12 protein-coding genes and 3 rRNA genes are annotated in these 20065 nt (G+C 66.4%); 12 read left to right on the forward strand and 3 right to left on the reverse strand.

Annotated elements, in window-relative coordinates; genetic code table 11:
• Positions 1-17: 17 nt before the first annotated feature.
• A complete protein-coding gene (locus SANBI_RS05180; protein WP_319159594.1) occupies positions 18-1205 on the reverse strand; it encodes an ROK family protein in 1188 nt (395 codons plus the stop codon).
• Positions 1206-1322: 117 nt separating this feature from the next.
• Between SANBI_RS05180 and SANBI_RS05185 the strand changes: the two genes are divergently transcribed.
• From SANBI_RS05185 to SANBI_RS05240, 12 genes are all read left to right on the forward strand, one after another.
• Positions 1323-2852, forward strand: a complete 1530-nt coding sequence (locus SANBI_RS05185) for a sugar ABC transporter ATP-binding protein (RefSeq protein WP_319159597.1) — start codon at positions 1323-1325, stop codon at positions 2850-2852.
• Positions 2849-4030 (forward strand): ABC transporter permease, encoded by a 1182-nt coding sequence (locus tag SANBI_RS05190; RefSeq protein WP_319159600.1) that lies wholly within the window; start codon positions 2849-2851, stop codon positions 4028-4030. Before SANBI_RS05185 ends, SANBI_RS05190 begins: the two co-directional genes overlap by 4 nt.
• A gap of 86 nt (positions 4031-4116) precedes the next feature.
• The gene (locus SANBI_RS05195) at positions 4117-5217 is read left to right on the forward strand and encodes a substrate-binding domain-containing protein (protein WP_082544243.1); all 1101 of its coding nucleotides are present in this window, start codon (positions 4117-4119) and stop codon (positions 5215-5217) included.
• Between the two features lie 72 nt (positions 5218-5289).
• Entirely contained in the window at positions 5290-6465 is a 1176-nt protein-coding gene (locus SANBI_RS05200) for a Gfo/Idh/MocA family protein (RefSeq protein ID WP_319159603.1), read from the forward strand.
• Positions 6466-6674: 209 nt separating this feature from the next.
• Complete coding sequence (locus tag SANBI_RS05205) at positions 6675-7676, forward strand: sugar phosphate isomerase/epimerase family protein (protein ID WP_319159605.1); 1002 nt, start codon at positions 6675-6677, stop codon at positions 7674-7676.
• Positions 7677-8407: 731 nt separating this feature from the next.
• A 16S ribosomal RNA gene (locus SANBI_RS05210) occupies positions 8408-9931 on the forward strand.
• 455 nt (positions 9932-10386) lie between these two features.
• A 23S ribosomal RNA gene (locus tag SANBI_RS05215) occupies positions 10387-13498 on the forward strand.
• 79 nt (positions 13499-13577) lie between these two features.
• Positions 13578-13694, forward strand: a 5S ribosomal RNA gene (gene rrf, locus SANBI_RS05220).
• Together the 16S, 23S and 5S rRNA genes form the textbook arrangement of a ribosomal RNA operon.
• A 211-nt stretch (positions 13695-13905) precedes the next feature.
• Positions 13906-14205, forward strand: coding sequence for an Asp-tRNA(Asn)/Glu-tRNA(Gln) amidotransferase subunit GatC (gene gatC / locus SANBI_RS05225; protein WP_056130937.1), 300 nt, complete (start codon positions 13906-13908; stop codon positions 14203-14205).
• Positions 14202-15713 carry an Asp-tRNA(Asn)/Glu-tRNA(Gln) amidotransferase subunit GatA gene (gatA, locus tag SANBI_RS05230; RefSeq protein WP_319159609.1) on the forward strand — a complete coding sequence of 504 codons (1512 nt, stop codon included), beginning with the start codon at positions 14202-14204 and terminating at the stop codon, positions 15711-15713. The genes gatC and gatA overlap by 4 nt, the downstream gene beginning before the upstream one ends.
• Positions 15713-17221, forward strand: coding sequence for an Asp-tRNA(Asn)/Glu-tRNA(Gln) amidotransferase subunit GatB (gene gatB / locus SANBI_RS05235; RefSeq protein ID WP_179914471.1), 1509 nt, complete (start codon positions 15713-15715; stop codon positions 17219-17221). The genes gatA and gatB overlap by 1 nt, the downstream gene beginning before the upstream one ends.
• A gap of 177 nt (positions 17222-17398) precedes the next feature.
• A complete protein-coding gene (locus SANBI_RS05240) occupies positions 17399-17986 on the forward strand; it encodes a GNAT family N-acetyltransferase (protein WP_319159612.1) in 588 nt (195 codons plus the stop codon).
• A gap of 5 nt (positions 17987-17991) precedes the next feature.
• On the opposite strand, the gene SANBI_RS05245 is transcribed toward SANBI_RS05240, so the two are convergent.
• Both SANBI_RS05245 and SANBI_RS05250 read right to left on the reverse strand, forming a co-directional pair.
• Positions 17992-19344 carry a cryptochrome/photolyase family protein gene (locus tag SANBI_RS05245; protein WP_319159614.1) on the reverse strand — a complete coding sequence of 451 codons (1353 nt, stop codon included), beginning with the start codon at positions 19342-19344 and terminating at the stop codon, positions 17992-17994.
• 143 nt (positions 19345-19487) lie between these two features.
• Positions 19488-20048: a DoxX family protein gene (locus tag SANBI_RS05250; RefSeq protein ID WP_319159616.1), complete on the reverse strand. Its 561-nt coding sequence runs from the start codon at positions 20046-20048 to the stop codon at positions 19488-19490.
• Positions 20049-20065: the final 17 nt, after the last annotated feature.

Raw genomic sequence — 20065 nt, forward strand, 5'->3', positions numbered from 1 at the left:
AGCGGGCGACGACCCCCTCAGCCGATGAGCGCGTCGATCGCCTCGGGCGAGAGCACGTGGTCCACCGCCATCGCGCTCGCTCCGAGCACCCCGGCACGGTTGCCGGTCCGTGAGGCGACGATCCGCAGGTGCTGGGTGGCCAGGGGGAGCGAGCGCCTGTAGACCACCTCGCGGATCCCGGCGATCAGGTGCTCCCCGGACGACGCGACCACCCCGCCGACCACGATCATCGACGGGTTGAGCAGGCTCACGCACCCGGCGAGCACGGTCCCGATGTCGCGCCCGGCCTGGCGGACAGCCCGGCTCGCAGCGAGGTCGCCGGACCGCACGAGGGCCACGACGTCGTTGGACCCCGACGCCTCGAGCCCGCCCGCAGCGAGCTGCTGCGCGACGGCCTGCCCGCTCGCGATGGCCTCGAGGCAGCCGAGGTTGCCGCAGCGGCACGGCACCTCCGAGCGGTCCGAGACTGCCACGTGCCCGATGTCGCCCGCGGCTCCCTGGGCGCCGCGGCGCAGCGCACCGTCGCTGATGATCCCGGCACCGATGCCTGTGGCCACCTTGACGAACAGCAGGTCGCTCACCCCGGGCCACTCGGTGCGGTGCTCGCCGAGCGCCATGATGTTGACGTCGTTGTCGACGAGGACCGAGGCGCCCAGGCGGGTGCTCAGCACGCCTGGGACGTCGACGTCGTCCCAGGCCGGCATGATCGGCGGGTTGATCGGACGGCCCGTCGAGTGCTCGACAGGCCCGGGGAGCCCGACCCCCACGGAGACGAGGTCCTCGAGGCTGCGACCGCTCGACCTCACGAGCTCTTCGCCCGTCTGAGCCACCCACCCGAGGATCACGTCGGGCCCGTCCGCGATCGAGATCGGAGCCTCGAGCTCGGCGAGCACCGTGGACGCGAGGTCTGTCACGGCGAGGTGGGCGTGCGTCGCGCCGAGGTCGACGGCGAGGACGACCCGAGCATCGGGGTTGAAGGCGAAGGTGGCCGGCGGTCGCCCGCCGGTCGACGTCGTCGCCCCGGCCGGGGCCACGAGCCCTGAGGCCATGAGGAGGTCGATGCGCGCAGCGATCGTCGAGCGTGCCTGCCCGGTGACGGCGGCGAGCTCGGCGCGCGTGCGGGGCTGGCCGTCGCGGAGCAGCTGGAACAGCTCGCCGGCTCCGGCCGTGCGGGGGACGACGCGGAGCGCCTCCTCGGTCGTCATGGGGTCCACCTCTCGGATCAGATGAGCGCGACTTTAGCAGATTACGAGCAGGTAACAATCGCCTTGCTTGCAACTTTTGCTTGACTGTCGACAGAAGTACCGCCTAGGTTCAGACGCATGGTCACCGTGGACCCACCCTCAGCAGCAGAGCCGCTCCTGCAGATGCGCAGCATCGTCAAGCAGTTTCCCGGCGCCCGTGCACTCGACGGCGTCGATCTCGACATCCTCCCCGGAGAGGTGCACTGCCTCCTCGGCCAGAACGGCGCCGGCAAGTCGACCCTCATCAAGGTGCTCGCCGGAGCCCACCAGCCCGACGAGGGGCAGATCCTCGTCCGCGGGGAGGTCGTCACCATCCCGCACCCCGTCGCCGCCCTGGACCTCGGCATCGCGACCATGTACCAAGAGCTCGACGTCGTCGACGGGCTCAGCGTCGCCGAGAACGTCTACCTCGGGCACGAGCTCGCCTCGGCCGGATTCTCCCGCCGCCGTGCCGCGGTCCGCCGCACCCGTGAGCTGCTCGCCCGCCTCGGGCACCCCGGCATCTCACCCACCCAGGACGTCGGGTCGCTCTCCGCGGCGGGCAAGCAGATCGTCTCCATGGCACGGGCCCTGTCCCGTGACGCGAGCGTCATCGTCATGGACGAGCCCTCAGCGGTCCTCGACTCCGAAGAGGTCGAGAACCTCTTCAGGGTCGTGCGCGAGCTCACCTCGGCCGGGGTCGCGATCGTCTACATCTCCCACAGGCTCGAAGAGATCCGCGCGATCGGCGACCGCATCACCGTCCTCAAGGACGGCCGGACCGTCGCCCAGAACCTCGCGGTCTCCGACACCCCCACCCCCGAGCTCATCCGGCTCATGACCGGGCGCACCGTCGAGCAGGTCTTCCCCCCGAGAACGCCGCTCGCCCCTGACGCCGAGGTGCTCCTGGCGGTCGAGGGCCTCGGGCTGGCAGGCGTCTTCGCTGACGTCAGCCTCGAGGTCCGTGCCGGCGAGGTCGTCGGGCTCGCCGGTCTCGTCGGCTCCGGCCGGTCCGAGATCCTCGAGACCGTCTACGGAGCCCGCCGCGCGACCACAGGCTCCGTCCGCGTGGCCGGTCAGCGCACGCGGCCCGGCTCCGTCGGCTCGGCCGTCGACGCGGGGATCGGCCTCGCGCCCGAGGAGCGCAAGAGCCAGGGGCTGCTCCTCGACGAGCCCGTCTACCGCAACGTCACGCTCTCCACCTTCGCGCGGTTCGCCCGCGGCGGGATGCTCGCCGAGGGGGAGGAGCGCGCCGCCGCCCAGCAGCAGGCCGCAGCGCTCGACCTGCGTCCGAGCGACGTCGACCGACCCGCCCGGACCCTGTCAGGTGGTAACCAGCAGAAGGTGATGCTGGCCCGCTGGCTCGTGCACGGCTGCCGGGTGCTGCTGCTCGACGAGCCCACCCGCGGCGTCGACGTCGGCGCCCGCGCCGAGATCTACGCCCTGGTCCGCAGGCTCGCCGACGACGGCGCCGCCGTCGTCGTGGTCTCGAGCGAGATCGACGAGGTGCTCGGCATGTCAGACCGCGTCCTCGTCATCTCCGAAGGAACCGTCGTCTACACAGGCCCCGCCGACTCGATCGACGAGCACGGTGTGCTCGCCCTCGTCATGGAAGGACGTGCCGCATGAGCGAGCACAGGACCACACCCCCGTCAGGCACCGGCGACCGCGACCGTGCGACAGCACCCTCGGGACGACCAGGCCTCTCCCTCGGCAAGGACGCCGCTGCCGGGACCGTCTCCGCAGACCTGCCACCCGACGCGGGCGTCGCACTCAGCACACCAGCCCCCCTCGACGGACGAGGGAGCCCCGCGGCCGGGCCGTCGGGGCAGGGGACGTCGCGCGGCCTGGGCCTGCACGGCTCGGTCGGCCGCAACCTCGGTCTTGTCCTCGCCCTCGTGCTGCTCTGCGTCGTCGGGGCGGTGACCGGCGGAGAGCGCTTCGCGAGCATCGACAACGCCCTCACCATCCTCCGGCTCGCGGCCGTGCTCGGCGTGCTGTGCATCGGGATGACCTTCGTCATCACCGCCGGAGGGATCGACCTCTCCGTCGGCTCGGTGCTCGGGCTCGCCACAGTCTGGGCCAGCACCCTCGCCACGCAGACGATGGCGCGGGACACGCACTGGATCGTCATGGTCGGTGTCGCGCTCGCGGTCGGTGTCGCGTGCGGGCTCATCAACGGCATCCTCATCGCCTACGGCAAGATCGTCGGCTTCATGGCGACCCTCGCCATGATGGTCGGCGCGCGCGGTCTCGCCGAGATCATCGCCAACCGCAAGACCCAGGTGGTCAGCGTCCCGGAGTTCCTCGACTTCTTCAGGGCCTCGGTCCTGGGGGTCCCGGTGCTCGTGTGGATGTTCGTGCTCGTCTCGGTCGGCGGGTGGGTGCTCCTCAACCGCACGACCTTCGGACGCCGCACCGTCGCGGTGGGCGGCAACCCGGAGGCCGCGCGCCTCGCCGGGATCAAGGTGAGGCGCCACACCATGTACCTCTACGCGCTCTCGGGCCTCACCGCCGGCATCGCCGGGATCATGATGCTCGCCCGCACCACGGCGGGCTCGTCGACCAACGGCCAGCTCTACGAGCTCGACGCCATCGCGGCTGTCGTCGTCGGCGGGACCCTCCTCGCCGGAGGACGCGGCACCATCGTCGGCACCGTGCTCGGCGTGCTGATCTTCACCACCCTCACCAACGTGTTCACGCAGAACAACATGTCCACCTCGGCCCAGGCCGTCGTCAAGGGCGTGATCATCGTCGCGGCTGTCCTCATCCAGCAGAGGTTCGCGACCCGCAGCCGCACCACCTGACCTTCCCGGGCACCCTCCGCGGGGCCCGGCCACAGCACGACACCCGCACCAGACCCGCAGCAGGACGACGATCACAGGAGATTCTCATGTCCGCTCGACTGTTCAGCCAGACACCGCCGGCCCGCACCGGATCGCCGGAGCGCGGCACCGACCGACGACGCGTCCCCGCCCTCGTGGCAGGGTTCGCCGTCGCAGGCCTCGTCCTCACGGCCTGCACCTCCAACACCCCGGCCCCTGCCGACTCGTCAGCTGCGGCCGCCCCGGCCGCAGCCTCCGACAACGACGCCTCCGGTGACACCGTCGTCATCGGCTTCTCCGCCCCGGCAGCCGACCACGGCTGGATGGGCGCCATCACCGAGGCCGCCAAGGCCGAGGCCGAGAACTACCCCGACGTCGAGCTCCGTGTCGCCGAGGGCACCAACGACGTCAGCCTCCAGATCAGCCAGATCGAGACCTTCATCAACGACGGGGTCGACGCCATCGTCTTGCTGCCCTTCGACGGGGCTGCCCTCACCGAGATCGCGACCGAGGCGATGGAGGCGGGGATCGTCGTCATCAACGTCGACCGCGAGTTCTCGAGCCCCTTCGCCGCGCGCGCCACGGTGCTCGGAGACAACTACGGCATGGGGGTCAGCGCCGGGACGTACATCTGCGAGCAGCTGGGCGACAACCCCGACGCCGTCGTCGCGGAGATCGCCGGGATCGACTCGCTCCCGCTCACCCAGGACCGCAGCCAGGGCTTCGCGGACGCGCTCGAGGGCTGTGGTCTCGACGTCGACAACAGGGTGGCCGCCGACTTCACCATCCAGGGTGGTGAGTCGGCGACCGCCAACCTGCTCCAGGCCGCGCCGCAGATCGACGCCATCTGGAACCACGACGACGACCAGGGTGTCGGTGTCCTCGCGGCCATCGAGAGCGCCGGGCGCGACGAGTTCTTCATGGTCGGAGGGGCTGGCTCGGCCAACGTCATGAGGTCGATCGAGGCCGGCGACTCGGTGCTCCAGGCGACGGTCGTCTACCCGTCCACCCAGGCGGCCGACGGCATCAAGATGGCGCGCCTCGCGGTCCAGGAGAAGTCGGTCAGCGACCTCGCCTCGCTCGGGGTCCCGCGCCAGGTGCAGCTGTACGCGCCCGTCGTGACGGCTGACAACGTCGCGCAGTACCTCCCGTCAGCCTTCGAGTCCTGACCGTCCGCACGACCTCACGGTGGGGCCGGCGCCCAGGCGGCCGGCCCCACCCCTGCTCGAAGGGAGTCGACGATGTCGGCTGACGGACGTCCCCGGCTGGGGATCGGGATGGTGGGCCACTCGTTCATGGGTGCCGCCCACTCGCAGGCGTGGCGCACCGCCCCACGGTTCTTCGACCTGCCGCTGGAGACCGAGATGACCGCTGTCGCAGGTCGCACGGCCGAGAGCGCGCAGGTGGCTGCCGACAGGCTGGGCTGGCTCGGCTCCGAGGCGAGCTGGAAGGACCTGGTCGCCCGCGACGACGTCGACCTGGTCGACATCTGCACACCTGGAGACACGCACGCCGAGATCGCGATCGCGGCGCTCGAGGCGGGCAAGCACGTGCTCTGCGAGAAGCCCTTGGCCAACTCGGTCGCAGAGGCGACGCAGATGGCCGACGCAGCCGATGCGGCCGCAGAGCGCGGCGTCCTCGCGATGGTCGGCTTCACCTACCGCCGGGTCCCGGCGATCCAGCTCGCCCGACGCCTGGTCGAGGAGGGCCGCATCGGGACCGTGCGTCACGTCCGTGCCCAGTACCTCCAGGACTGGCTCACGGACGAGGAGTCTCCGCTCACCTGGCGCCTCGACAAGGCCAGAGCCGGTTCGGGGGCTCTCGGAGACATCGGTGCGCACGTGATCGACCTCGCCCAGTTCGTCACGGGGGAGCAGATCACGGGGGTGTCCGGGATGCTCGAGACCTTCGTCGCCGAGCGGCCCCTCGCCGAGAGCTCGGCCGGGCTGTCCGCTGTCGCAGGGAGCGGTCGCGGTCCAGTCACCGTCGACGACGCCGCGGCATTCCTCGCCCGGATGTCCGGGGGAGGGATCGCCGTCTTCGAGGCCACCCGCTTCGCGGCCGGGCGCAAGAACGCCATCAGGCTCGAGATCAACGGGTCGCGCGGCTCGGTCGCCTTCGACTTCGAAGACATGAACGTGCTCCACCTCTACGACGCCGACGAAGACGCCGAGACCGCCGGCTTCCGCAGGATCGTGGTGACAGAGCCGGGCCATCCCTACCTCGCGCACTGGTGGCCCGCCGGTCACGGGCTCGGCTACGAGCACGCCTTCACCCACCAGGTGGTCGACCTCGTCGGCGCGGTCGCGACAGGCGTCCCACCGGCCCCGAGCTTCCGCGACGGTCTGGCCGTCCAGAAGGTCCTCGCCGCGGTCGAGGAGTCAGCCGCCGACGGCAGTACGTGGCGCGGGGTCTGATCCCCGGGCGAACGTCCCGCCACGGTCGTGCACACGGCCGGGTGGACTGCTCGGGGCCGGACCGCAGCCGGCCCGTCGCGCCGACAGGTCGCGCTCGCGGCCGGCGCAGGACGCCGGTCGCGTCCGACCCCCGCAGGAACCAGGCCGCGCAGGCGCGGCCGACGGCACGACGGAGCAGTCGTGACGCAGACCTCTCGAAGGAGTCCCTCATGGTCCGACCGATCACCCTCTTCACAGGCCAGTGGGCCGACCTGCCCTTCGAGGAGGTCGCGCGTCTCGCGGCCGGCTGGGGGTACGACGGCCTGGAGATCGCCTGCTGGGGCGACCACCTCGACCCGTGGCGCTGGGACGACGACGCCTACGTGCAGGGAAAGCTGGACGTCCTGGCCGAGCACGGTCTGCAGGTCCACGCGATCTCGAACCACCTCAAGGGTCAGGCGGTCTGCGACGACCCGATCGACCAGCGGCACCGCGACATCCTGCCCGACGTCGTGTGGGGGGACGGAGACCCCGAGGGGGTGCGCCAGCGCGCGGCCGAGGAGATGAAGCACACCGCCAGGCTCGCGGCCCGGCTCGGGGTGAAGACCGTCGTGGGCTTCACGGGGTCCTCGATCTGGAAGTACGTCGCGATGTTCCCGCCCGTGAGCCAGCAGGCCGTGGACGCCGGCTACCAGGACTTCGCAGACCGCTGGAACCCGATCCTCGACGTCTTCGACGAGGTGGGCGTGAGGTTCGCGCACGAGGTCCACCCGAGCGAGATCGCCTACGACTACTGGACGACGGTCCGCACCCTCGAGGCGATCGGGCACAGGGAGGCCTTCGGCCTGAACTGGGACCCGAGCCACATGGTCTGGCAGGACATCGACCCCGTCGGGTTCCTCTGGGACTTCAAGGACAGGATCTACCACGTCGACTGCAAGGACACGAAGAAGCGGATGCACAACGGTCGCAACTCGCGCCTCGGCTCGCACCTCGCCTGGGCCGACGGACGCCGGGGCTGGGACTTCATCTCGACAGGGCGCGGCGACGTCCCCTGGGAGGACGCCTTCCGCATGCTCAACACCATCGGATACACCGGACCCCTCTCGATCGAGTGGGAGGACGCCGGGATGGACCGGCTGGTCGGCGCACCCGAGGCGCTCGAGCTCGTGCGACGTCTGGCGCTCGACGCCCCCGATGCCGCCTTCGACGCGGCGTTCAGCGCGCGGTGAGCGGTCGGCCCCCGGGAGTGCCCGGTCGCCACCCGGACCGGCGGCGACCGGGTGGGCTCGAGGGGGATGCACGGACCGCGCAGTGATGGGTCGCAGGGGTGACTGCGGTCACCGTCGACGGGTTTGGCGGCAGGGCTGACGTCGCGTAATGTTCTCGACGTCAGCCCGACAGGGAGGCACAGACACCACTGCGAAGCTCTTCGGAGCCGGCGCGAAGTGGCTGGTCCCGGGGTCCTGACTTCTCCGCACGAAGGTCTACTCAGGCTCGCCTGGGACTGGTAGTGTCGAGAGCCTGGTTCGGACAGCGGTCACGCTGTCTGGCATCGGCCCGAGTCGCTCGTGAGAGTGGTTCGGAGGGCCGCGAAGATCAGGTAGTCTTCACCAGGCCCGCTTGACCGGGTTAACGCGCTGGAAACGGCGGGTTGACGCAGGGAAGCGAGTCGGGTAAGTTTGAACGGTTGCCTCACGCCAGACGCTCAGTAATGAGTGAACGGGTGATGCGCGTCCGCTCCTTGAGAACTCAACAGTGTGCTTAATAGTCAATGCCAAGACCCCTTGTCTTGGATTGGTGCTCGGCCTTTCGGTCGGGGCTGGTCTGATGGCAAGGTTTATTTGGTATGAATTGAAAACGCAAGTTTTCGGTTTGTAGCCTTGATTAATCAAGTTCTCTCTTTGCAGGGAGGCTTGCTTCGTATGGTTGTTAACTGGTTTCGGCTGGTTGATAGCAGACATTTACGGAGAGTTTGATCCTGGCTCAGGACGAACGCTGGCGGCGTGCTTAACACATGCAAGTCGAACGGTGACATCAGAGCTTGCTCTGGTTGATCAGTGGCGAACGGGTGAGTAACACGTGAGTAACCTGCCCTTGACTCTGGGATAACTCCGGGAAACCGGGGCTAATACCGGATACGAGACGCGACCGCATGGTCGGCGTCTGGAAAGTTTTTCGGTCAAGGATGGACTCGCGGCCTATCAGCTTGTTGGTGAGGTAATGGCTCACCAAGGCGTCGACGGGTAGCCGGCCTGAGAGGGCGACCGGCCACACTGGGACTGAGACACGGCCCAGACTCCTACGGGAGGCAGCAGTGGGGAATATTGCACAATGGGCGAAAGCCTGATGCAGCGACGCCGCGTGAGGGATGAAGGCCTTCGGGTTGTAAACCTCTTTCAGTAGGGAAGAAGCGAAAGTGACGGTACCTGCAGAAGAAGCGCCGGCTAACTACGTGCCAGCAGCCGCGGTAATACGTAGGGCGCAAGCGTTGTCCGGAATTATTGGGCGTAAAGAGCTCGTAGGCGGTTTGTCGCGTCTGGTGTGAAAACTCAAGGCTCAACCTTGAGCTTGCATCGGGTACGGGCAGACTAGAGTGTGGTAGGGGTGACTGGAATTCCTGGTGTAGCGGTGGAATGCGCAGATATCAGGAGGAACACCGATGGCGAAGGCAGGTCACTGGGCCACTACTGACGCTGAGGAGCGAAAGCATGGGGAGCGAACAGGATTAGATACCCTGGTAGTCCATGCCGTAAACGTTGGGCACTAGGTGTGGGGCTCATTCCACGAGTTCCGCGCCGCAGCTAACGCATTAAGTGCCCCGCCTGGGGAGTACGGCCGCAAGGCTAAAACTCAAAGGAATTGACGGGGGCCCGCACAAGCGGCGGAGCATGCGGATTAATTCGATGCAACGCGAAGAACCTTACCAAGGCTTGACATACACCGGAATCATGCAGAGATGTGTGCGTCTTCGGACTGGTGTACAGGTGGTGCATGGTTGTCGTCAGCTCGTGTCGTGAGATGTTGGGTTAAGTCCCGCAACGAGCGCAACCCTCGTCCTATGTTGCCAGCACGTTATGGTGGGGACTCATAGGAGACTGCCGGGGTCAACTCGGAGGAAGGTGGGGATGACGTCAAATCATCATGCCCCTTATGTCTTGGGCTTCACGCATGCTACAATGGCCGGTACAAAGGGCTGCGATACCGCGAGGTGGAGCGAATCCCAAAAAGCCGGTCTCAGTTCGGATTGGGGTCTGCAACTCGACCCCATGAAGTCGGAGTCGCTAGTAATCGCAGATCAGCAACGCTGCGGTGAATACGTTCCCGGGCCTTGTACACACCGCCCGTCAAGTCACGAAAGTCGGTAACACCCGAAGCCGGTGGCCTAACCCCTTGTGGGATGGAGCCGTCGAAGGTGGGATTGGCGATTGGGACTAAGTCGTAACAAGGTAGCCGTACCGGAAGGTGCGGCTGGATCACCTCCTTTCTAAGGAGCTACACACTGGCTCGAGTCGGGGACTACCCCGGCAGGGTTCAGGTGGCCACTTCCACACTCCGAATGAGGGTGTGGGTGGTTGCTCACGGGTGGAACATTGACTAGGACTCGCCTCGAGCGGTCGCTTCAGTACACCAGCTTCGTCTGGTTGGAACGGGTGGCTTGTGAGGGTGGGGACATGAGCACACTGTTGGGTCCTGAAGGCACGGGCGTCTTGTACGCAAGTGAACTTCAGGCGCCAAGCCGGCTAGCACCTTCGGGTGGTGGCGGATCGGGTTGGTTGCTTTCGACACGGGTCACCCTGAACCAGTTGAACCGCTCTTGAGCTTTGCTCGGGGGTAGGCGGTGGTGTTGGGTGGGATCGTCCGTAGCTTGAGAACTGCACAGTGGACGCGAGCATCTTTGTAAGATCAAAGATTTATCTTTGGTTCTTTGCAATTTTTTGTTGTCAAGTTTTTAAGGGCACAGGGTGGATGCCTTGGCACTAGGAGCCGATGAAGGACGTAGTAGCCTGCGATAAGCCTCGGGGAGTTGGCAAACGAACTGTGATCCGAGGATTTCCGAATGGGGAAACCCAGCACGAGTTATGTCGTGTTACCTGCACCTGAATATATAGGGTGTGTGGAGGGAACGTCGGGAAGTGAAACATCTCAGTACCGACAGGAAGAGATATTCCGTGAGTAGTGGCGAGCGAAAGCGGATGAGGCCAAACCGTTCATGTGTGATACCCGGCAGGGGTTGCATGGGCGGGGTTGTGGGACCTTTCAGATGAGTCTGCCGGCTTGTCAGGGAGTCAGAAAGTCTCGTTATAGTCGAAGGGCATTGAAAGGCCCGGCGTAGAGGGTGTGACCCCCGTAGACGAAATGACGTGACCTCCCGAAGGGGATCCCAAGTAGCACGGGGCCCGAGAAATCCCGTGTGAATCCGTGAAGACCACTTCATAAGCCTAAATACTACCTAGTGACCGATAGCGGACAAGTACCGTGAGGGAAAGGTGAAAAGTACCCCGGGAGGGGAGTGAAATAGTACCTGAAACCGTGTGCCTACAATCCGTTGGAGCCTCCTTAGCAGGGGTGACAGCGTGCCTTTTGAAGAATGAGCCTGCGAGTTAGTGCTCAGTGGCGAGGTTAACCCGTGTGGGGAAGCCGTAGCGAAAGCGAGTCTTAATAGGGCGAATGAGTCGCTGGGTCTAGACCCGAAGCGAAGTGATCTACCCATGGGCAGGTTGAAGCGCGGGTAAGACCGCGTGGAGGACCGAACCCACCTAGGTTGAAAACTGGGGGGATGACCTGTGGGTAGGGGTGAAAGGCCAATCAAACTTCGTGATAGCTGGTTCTCCCCGAAATGCATTTAGGTGCAGCCTCGCGTGTTTCTTGCCGGAGGTAGAGCTACTGGATAGCCGATGGGCCCTACAAGGTTACTGACGTTAGCCAAACTCCGAATGCCGGTAAGTGAGAGCGCGGGAGTGAGACTGTGGGGGATAAGCTCCATAGTCGAGAGGGAAACAGCCCAGACCACCAGCTAAGGCCCCTAAGCGTGTGCTAAGTGGGAAAGGATGTGGAGTTGCACAGACAACCAGGAGGTTGGCTTAGAAGCAGCCACCCTTGAAAGAGTGCGTAATAGCTCACTGGTCAAGTGATTCCGCGCCGACAATGTAGCGGGGCTCAAGTACACCGCCGAAGCTGTGGCATTCACATATTAACCAGGCCTTCGTGGTCCAGGTGTGTGGATGGGTAGGGGAGCGTCGTGTGGGCAGTGAAGCTGCGGGGTAACCCAGTGGTGGAGCCTACACGAGTGAGAATGCAGGCATGAGTAGCGAAAGACGGGTGAGAAACCCGTCCGCCGAATGATCAAGGGTTCCAGGGCCAGGCTAATCCGCCCTGGGTAAGTCGGGACCTAAGGCGAGGCCGACAGGCGTAGTCGATGGACAAGGAGTTGATATTCTCCTACCGGCGAAGAACCGCCCATACCGAGCCAGGTGATGCTAACCGCCCAAGCCTGGTCCACAGGCCCTTCGGGGCTGAGGACTCAGGGGAGCGCGGGACCCAAGCTTGTAGTAGGTAAGCGTATTAACAGGAGTGACGCAGGAAGGTAGCCAAGCCGAGCGACGGTTGTCTCGGTCTAAGGACGTAGGGCGAACAGTAGGCAAATCCGCTGTTCATATAGCCTGAGATCTGACGGGACCCACCCTAGGTGGGGATTTGGTGATCCTATGCTGCCGAGAAAAGCTTCGACGCGAGGTTCAAGCCGCCCGTACCCTAAACCGACTCAGGTGATCAGGTAGAGAATACTAAGGCGATCGAGAGAATCATGGTTAAGGAACTCGGCAAAATGCCCCCGTAACTTCGGGAGAAGGGGGGCCCGGAGCGTGAAGCCACTAGCTGGCCGAGCGTGCAAGGGCCGCAGAGACCAGGGAGAAGCGACTGTTTACTAAAAACACAGGTCCGTGCGAAGTCGCAAGACGATGTATACGGACTGACGCCTGCCCGGTGCTGGAAGGTTAAGAGGACGGGTTAGCCGCAAGGCGAAGCTCAGAATTTAAGCCCCAGTAAACGGCGGTGGTAACTATAACCATCCTAAGGTAGCGAAATTCCTTGTCGGGTAAGTTCCGACCTGCACGAATGGCGTAACGACTTCTCCGCTGTCTCAACCGTGAACTCGGCGAAATTGCACTACGAGTAAAGATGCTCGTTACGCGCAGCAGGACGGAAAGACCCCGGGACCTTTACTATAGTTTGGTATTGGTGTTCGGTGCGGCTTGTGTAGGATAGGTGGGAGACTGTGAAGCGGGCACGCCAGTGTTCGTGGAGTCAACGTTGAAATACCACTCTGGTCGCTCTGGACATCTAACCTCGGTCCGTAATCCGGATCAGGGACAGTGCCTGATGGGTAGTTTAACTGGGGCGGTTGCCTCCTAAAATGTAACGGAGGCGCTCAAAGGTTCCCTCAGCCTGGTTGGCAATCAGGTGTCGAGTGCAAGTGCACAAGGGAGCTTGACTGTGAGACTGACAGGTCGAGCAGGGACGAAAGTCGGAACTAGTGATCCGGCGGTGGCTTGTGGAAGCGCCGTCGCTCAACGGATAAAAGGTACCCCGGGGATAACAGGCTGATCTTGCCCAAGAGTCCATATCGACGGCATGGTTTGGCACCTCGATGTCGGCTCGTCGCATCCTGGGGCTGGAGTAGGTCCCAAGGGTTGGGCTGTTCGCCCATTAAAGCGGTACGCGAGCTGGGTTTAGAACGTCGTGAGACAGTTCGGTCCCTATCCGCTGCGCGCGCAGGAAACTTGAGAAGGGCTGTCCCTAGTACGAGAGGACCGGGACGGACGAACCTCTGGTGTGCCAGTTGTTCCGCCAGGAGCACGGCTGGTTGGCTACGTTCGGAAGGGATAACCGCTGAAAGCATCTAAGCGGGAAGCCTGCTTCAAGATGAGGTTTCCATGAGGGCTTGACCCTCGAGAGGCTCCCAGCAGACCACTGGGTAGATAGGCCGGATGTGGAAGAGAGGACTAACGACTCTCGGAGCTGACCGGTACTAATAAGCCGACAACTTGATAACACTCAAAATTTTGTGTGCTACGCGTCCACTGTGCGGTTCTCGGGTAACGGCCGAGAACCGGTTGACAACCCAATAGAGTTACGGCGGTCATAGCGAGGGGGAAACGCCCGGTCCCATTCCGAACCCGGAAGCTAAGCCCCTCTGCGCCGATGGTACTGCACGGGAGACTGTGTGGGAGAGTAGGTCGCCGCCGGACAACCATTCAACAAGAGCCCACCCCTTCACGGGGGTGGGCTCTTGTCGTACCCGCATACTTTGACGTCGCACGTCGCACGTCGCACGTCGCACGTCGCACATCGCACGTCGCACGTCTGCAGTCGCACGGAAGCAGATCCCTCGTTCTTCGTCACTCGAACGGGCCCCCACGGCCCTGCCGGAGCGCCTGGCCGCTGGCCTAGACTGGACCTATGTCCACACTCTCCCGTGACGAGGTCGCGCGCGTCGCAGCGCTCGCGCGTATCGACCTCACCCCCGAAGAACTCGACCGCCTCGCAGGCGAGCTCGTCGTGATCGTCGACGCGATCGCCGAGGTCAGTGCCGTCGCGACGCCCGACGTCCCCGCGACCAGCCACCCGCTGCCGCTCTCCAACGTCTTCCGTGACGACGTCCCCGTCGCCCCGCTCGACGTCGACGAGATCATGGCCAGCGCTCCTGCGAGCGAAGACGGACGATTCCTCGTCCCGCAGATCCTCGGGGAGGACTCATGAGCGACCTGACACGTCAGAGCGCCGCGCAGCTCGCGGCCCACCTCGCCGCCGGGGAGGTCTCGAGCGTCGAGGTCACCCAGGCGCACCTCGACAGGATCGCCGCGGTCGACACCGACGTGCACGCCTTCCTCCACGTCAGCACCGAGTCGGCCCTTGCCGCGGCTCGTGACATCGATGCCCGCCGCGCCGCGGGGGAGGACCTGCACCCCCTCGCCGGTGTGCCGATCGCCGTCAAGGACGTCGTGGTCACCAAGGGGCTGCCGACGACCGCCGGCTCGAAGATCCTCGAGGGCTGGATCCCGCCCTACGACGCGACGCTCGTGGAGAAGATCAAGGCAGCCGGGCTGCCCATCCTCGGCAAGACCAACATGGACGAGTTCGCCATGGGGTCCAGCACCGAGCACTCCGCCTACGGCAACACCCGCAACCCCTGGGACCTCGACCGTATCCCCGGTGGCTCCGGCGGTGGCTCGGCAGCTGCCGTCGCTGCCTTCGAGGCCCCTCTCGCGATCGGTACCGACACCGGCGGCTCGATCCGCCAGCCCGGCGCCGTGACGGGGACCGTCGGCGTGAAGCCCACCTACGGTGGCGTCTCCCGCTACGGCCTCATCGCCATGGCCTCGTCGCTCGACCAGGCTGGCCCCGTCACCCGCACGGTCCTCGACTCGGCGCTGCTCCACGAGCTCATCGGTGGGCACGACCCCCGCGACTCGACCTCGCTCAACGAGCCCGTCCCGACCCTGGTCGACGCTGCTCGTCAGGGCGCGCTCGGAGACCTCACCGGCGTGCGTGTCGGAGTCGTCAAGGAGCTCAGCGGCGAGGGGTACCAGGCCGGTGTCTCAGCACGCTTCGAGGAGTCCCTCGAGCTGCTGAAGTCCGCAGGTGCCGAGGTCGTCGAGGTCTCCTGCCCGCACTTCGTCAACGCACTCGCCGCGTACTACCTCATCATGCCGGCCGAGGCCTCGAGCAACCTCGCCAAGTTCGACGGCATGCGCTTCGGCCTGCGGGTCGAGCCCACCGAGGGACCGGTCACCGCGGAGCGCGTCATGTCCGCCACACGTGGAGCGGGCTTCGGCGACGAGGTGAAGCGACGCGTGATCCTCGGGACCTACGCGCTGTCCGCCGGCTACTACGACGCCTACTACGGCTCGGCCCAGAAGGTCCGCACGCTCATCCAGCGGGACTTCGCCGCAGCCTTCGAGAAGGCGGACGTGCTCGTCTCCCCGACGGCCCCGACCACGGCCTTCAAGTTCGGCGAGAAGCTCGACGACCCTCTCGCGATGTACCTCAACGATGTCGCGACGATCCCGGCCAACCTCGCCGGCGTCCCGGGGCTCTCGCTCCCGAACGGTCTGTCGGACGACGGCCTGCCTGTCGGCTTCCAGATCCTCGCCCCGGCCCGTGCCGACGAGCGCCTGTACCGCGTCGGTGCAGCGCTCGAGTCCGCCCTCGAGAACGTCTGGGGCGGACCGATCCTCGACCAGGCACCTGAACTGGAGATCCGCTGATGAGCCACTCTGCCCACGTCGACCTGGTCGACTACGACGAGGCCGTCGCGCGCTTCGACCCGGTGATCGGCATCGAGGTGCACGTCGAGCTCGGCACGAAGACCAAGATGTTCTGCGCCGCCGAGGTCGAGTTCGGCGGAGCGCCGAACACCCAGACGACCCCCGTGTCGCTCGGTCTGCCCGGAGCGCTCCCTGTCGTCAACGGCAAGGCCGTGGAGTCCGCGATCAAGATCGGCCTCGCGCTGAACTGCTCGATCGCGGAGTCCTGCCGCTTCGCCCGGAAGAACTACTTCTACCCGGACGTGCCGAAGAACTTCCAGACCTCGCAGTACGACGAGCCCATCGCCTTCGACGGGTACCTCGACGTCGAGCTCGACGACGGGTCGATCTTCCGTGTGGAGATCGAGCGTGCGCACATGGAAGAAGACGCGGGCAAGAACACCCACGTCGGTGGCAGCACAGGCCGCATCCACGGAGCCGACCACTCGCTCGTCGACTACAACCGCGCCGGCATCCCCCTCGTGGAGATCGTCACGCGTCCGATCGAGGGCGCCGGAGACCGCGCCCCCGAGGTCGCCCGTGCGTACGTCCAGACGCTGCGCGACATCTTCCGGGCCCTCGACGTGTCCGAGGCTCGCATGGAGCGAGGGAACGTCCGCGCTGACGTGAACCTGTCGCTGCGCGCCACGCCCGAGTCACCTCTCGGCACCCGCACCGAGACCAAGAACGTCAACTCGTTCCGGTCGATCGAGCGCGCGGTCCGCTACGAGGTCTCCCGTCAGGCCGCCGTCCTCGACGCCGGTAAGACCGTGACGCAGGAGACGCGTCACTGGCACGAGGACACCTCGACCACGACGGCCGGGCGCGTGAAGTCCGACGCCGAGGACTACAGGTACTTCCCCGAGCCCGACCTGGTCCCCGTCGAGCCGAGCCGGGAGTGGGTCGAAGAGATCCGCGCGACGCTCCCCGAGATGCCTGCGGACCGTCGTCGTCGCCTCCAGGGCGACTGGGGCTTCTCCGACCCGGAGATGCGCGACGTCGTCAACGCCGGTGCCCTCGAGCTCATCGAGACCACCATCGCTGCAGGGTCCAGCCCGGCCGCCGCCCGCAAGTGGTGGATGGGCGAGCTCGCCCGTGCCGCGAAGACCACCGAGGTCGAGCTCGCGGACCTGCCCGTCACCCCGGAGCAGATCGGTCAGCTCCAGTCGCTCGTCGACTCGGGTCGCATCAACGACAAGATGGCCCGCCAGGTCCTCGAAGGCGTCCTCGCCGGCGAAGGTTCCCCGGAAGAGGTCGTCGTGGCCCGCGGTCTGGAGATCGTCTCCGACGACGGCCCGCTGCTCGAGGCGATCGACACGGTCCTGGCCGCACAGCCTGACATCGTCGAGAAGATCCGCTCCGGCAACCTCGGCCCGATCGGTGCTGTCATCGGCGCCGTCATGAAGGCCACCCGCGGCCAGGCTGACGCAGGCCGCGTCCGCGAGCTGGTCGTCGAGCGCATCGGCTGACACGTCGCCGCCCGGGGACCGGGACGACTTCTCGAAGAGCGTGCGGGGCGGGCACGGCGGACGACCGCCGTACCCGCCCCGCACGCGTCACGACCGCATCCCTGCATCAGCGCCGACGCTGATGCCCCGCTGCTCGGCTGACGCCCCGCAGGCGGGACCACCTGACGAGGAGAACCGATGACCCGCGGCCCTGTACTGACCGGTGAGATCGCCCGGCTGCGCCCGATCGAGGCGACCGACGCCGACCGCATGTGGGAGTCGCTCCAGGACCCCGAGGCCATGAGGCTGACGGGGACGACGGCCGACTTCGACCGGGAGCAGATCGACGAGTGGGCCAGGACGGTCAGCGACCGCCCAGGGCGCTACGACTGGGCTGTCACCCCCGCGATGACACGTGGCGGCGAGCTGGTGAGCGACGAGATGATCGGCGAGATCGTCCTCAACGACATCGACGAGGACGTCCGCTGCGCCAACCTGCGTCTGGCTCAGCTCCCGGACTACCGCGGCCGTGGCTACGGGCGCGATGCGATCGACCAGGTGCTGCGCTACGCCTTCGACGGCGACAGGGCAGGGGACGACGGACCGCGTCTGCACCGCGTCCAGCTCGACGTGCTCGCGATCAACCCTCGGGCCCGCGCCCTCTACGAGTCTCTCGGCTTCGTGCTGGAGGGCAGGCAGCGTGACGCCGCCCTCGACGGCGACTCGTACTGCGACGTCTTCCTCATGGCAGTCCTCGAGGACGACTACAGGTCACGCGACGCCTGATCCGCTCAGGCGTCCTTGAAGCGGGCGTAGGCGTCGAGCGACTCCTTGCGCTCACGGGAGTGGTCGACCAGCTGGTCAGGGTAGTCCTCGGGCGGGTCGGGGAGCTTCCACGGCTCGTGCACGGCCTTGCCGGGCACGGCGCGCAGCTCGGGGACCCAGCGCCGGACGTAGTCGCCGTCGGGGTCGAACTTCAGTCCCTGCGTCACGGGGTTGAAGATCCGGAAGTACGGCGACGCGTCGAGACCGGTCCCGGCGACCCACTGCCAGTTCAGCTGGTTCTGCGAGCGGTCGGCGTCGAGCAGGTGCTGCATGAAGTGCCGTGCGCCACGCTGCCACGGGATGTGCAGGTCCTTGACCAGGAACGACCCGACGATCATCCGCACCCGGCCGTGCATCCACCCCTCGGCGAGCAGCTGCCGCATCCCGGCGTCGACCATCGGATAGCCGGTCCGGCCCTCCGTCCAGGCCTGGAACCACCTGTCGGCCTGCGACCGCGGAGCCCAGGCGTCGTCCGGCATGACCTCGCGGATTGAGAGTGTCGCGGCCTCGGGGGAGTGGAAGAGGACGTCCGCGTGGAACTCCCGCCACGCGAGCTCGGACCTGAAGCTCGCGGCACCGTCGCCCCTCGCCTGCTTGATGTCGGCGAGCAGGGTGCGGGGGTGGATCTCGCCCCACTTGAGCGGGACGGAGAGCCGGGAGGTGAGGTCGAGGTCAGGGCGGTCGCGGTCGGAGTCGTAGCCGTCGACGTCCTCGAGGAACTCGTGCCACCGCTCGAGCGCTGCTGCCTCGCCCGCCGGGCGCAGCGGCTCACCGTCGGCCTCGGGCAACGGCTCGGAGGCCAGGTCTGCCCAGTCGACAGGACCGAGGTCTGCCGCGGGTCCGCGCCAGCCGTGGTCGAGCCAGGCTGTGCGGAAGGGGGTGAACACCCTGTAGGGCGTGCCGGTGCGGGTCAGCACGCGTCCTGGGGACACCGCGTAGGCCGAGCCTGTGCGCTGCAGCCGGACACCGGCCTCTGCCAGGGCTGACTCGACCTTCTCGTCGCGTGCCCGGCCGTAGGGCTCGAAGGACTCCGCGACGTGCACGGTCTGGGCGCCGACCTCGTGCGCCACCCTCGGCAGCACGTCGACGGGGTCCCCGCGCCGCACGACGAGCCGTCCGCCCATGCTCTTGTCGAGGGCGCGCAGGCTGGCGAGCAGGTAGTCGCGGCGCGGCGACCCGGAGGGACCCCACAGCCCGTCGTCGAGGACGAACAGCCCGACCACCTGGGAGTCGTCGGCCTGTGCCTCCTCCCAGGCGCTGTTGAGCGCGGGGTTGTCGGCCAGCCGGAGGTCGCGTCGGAACCAGTGGATCGTGGTCATCGGGCCACCCTAGTGCGGCGTCGGTCGCTCGGCAGGACGGGAGCAGCCCGGGTGCCCTGGGACGCCCGAAGGGCCCCGTCGCTGTGGCGACGGGGCCCTTCGAGGTGCCCTGCAGGACTGGGTGCAGCCCGCGGGAGATGTGGTCAGCGGAGCCATCCGTTGTTCTTGACGATCGGGAGGTTGGCCCACCACTTGCCGAGGCCCCAGGTGTCACCAGCCAGCGTGAAGGCGACGACGACCAGGACGAGCGCGTAGATGATGTGGTAGTCCATGAACGGGTTGGTGCCGGCCTCCATGGGCCACTCGGCGACCCACATGAGGAACATGATGAGCGAGCCGGCGACAGCTGCGACGCGGACGCCCATGCCTGCCATCACTGCGACGCCGACGGCGAGCATGCCGAGCATGAAGAGGACGTCGGTCGCGGGGCTGGCGATGCTGGCGAAGAAGTCCTTGAACGGTCCGACCACGGCCGGGCTGTTGAGGAAGCCCTGGCTCGGCTCTCCGCCGTTGATCCAGGCGCGGTCGCTCGGGGTCGAGTAGCCGAGACCGAAGGTCTTGTCGAGGAAGGCCCAGAGGAAGATGAACCCCGTCGACAGCCGGGCGAGGGCCAGTGCGCGTCGCGCCCCGGGCCGGACCACGATGTCGTCCCCCGTGACGACTGCGGTGTGCCCCTGTGTTCGAGTGCTCGTTGTTGCGGTCATTGCTCTCATCCCCTCAG

This window comes from Sanguibacter biliveldensis (genome assembly GCF_033798665.1).
In the GTDB taxonomy this organism is placed as follows: Bacteria; Actinomycetota; Actinomycetes; order Actinomycetales; family Cellulomonadaceae; genus Sanguibacter; species Sanguibacter inulinus.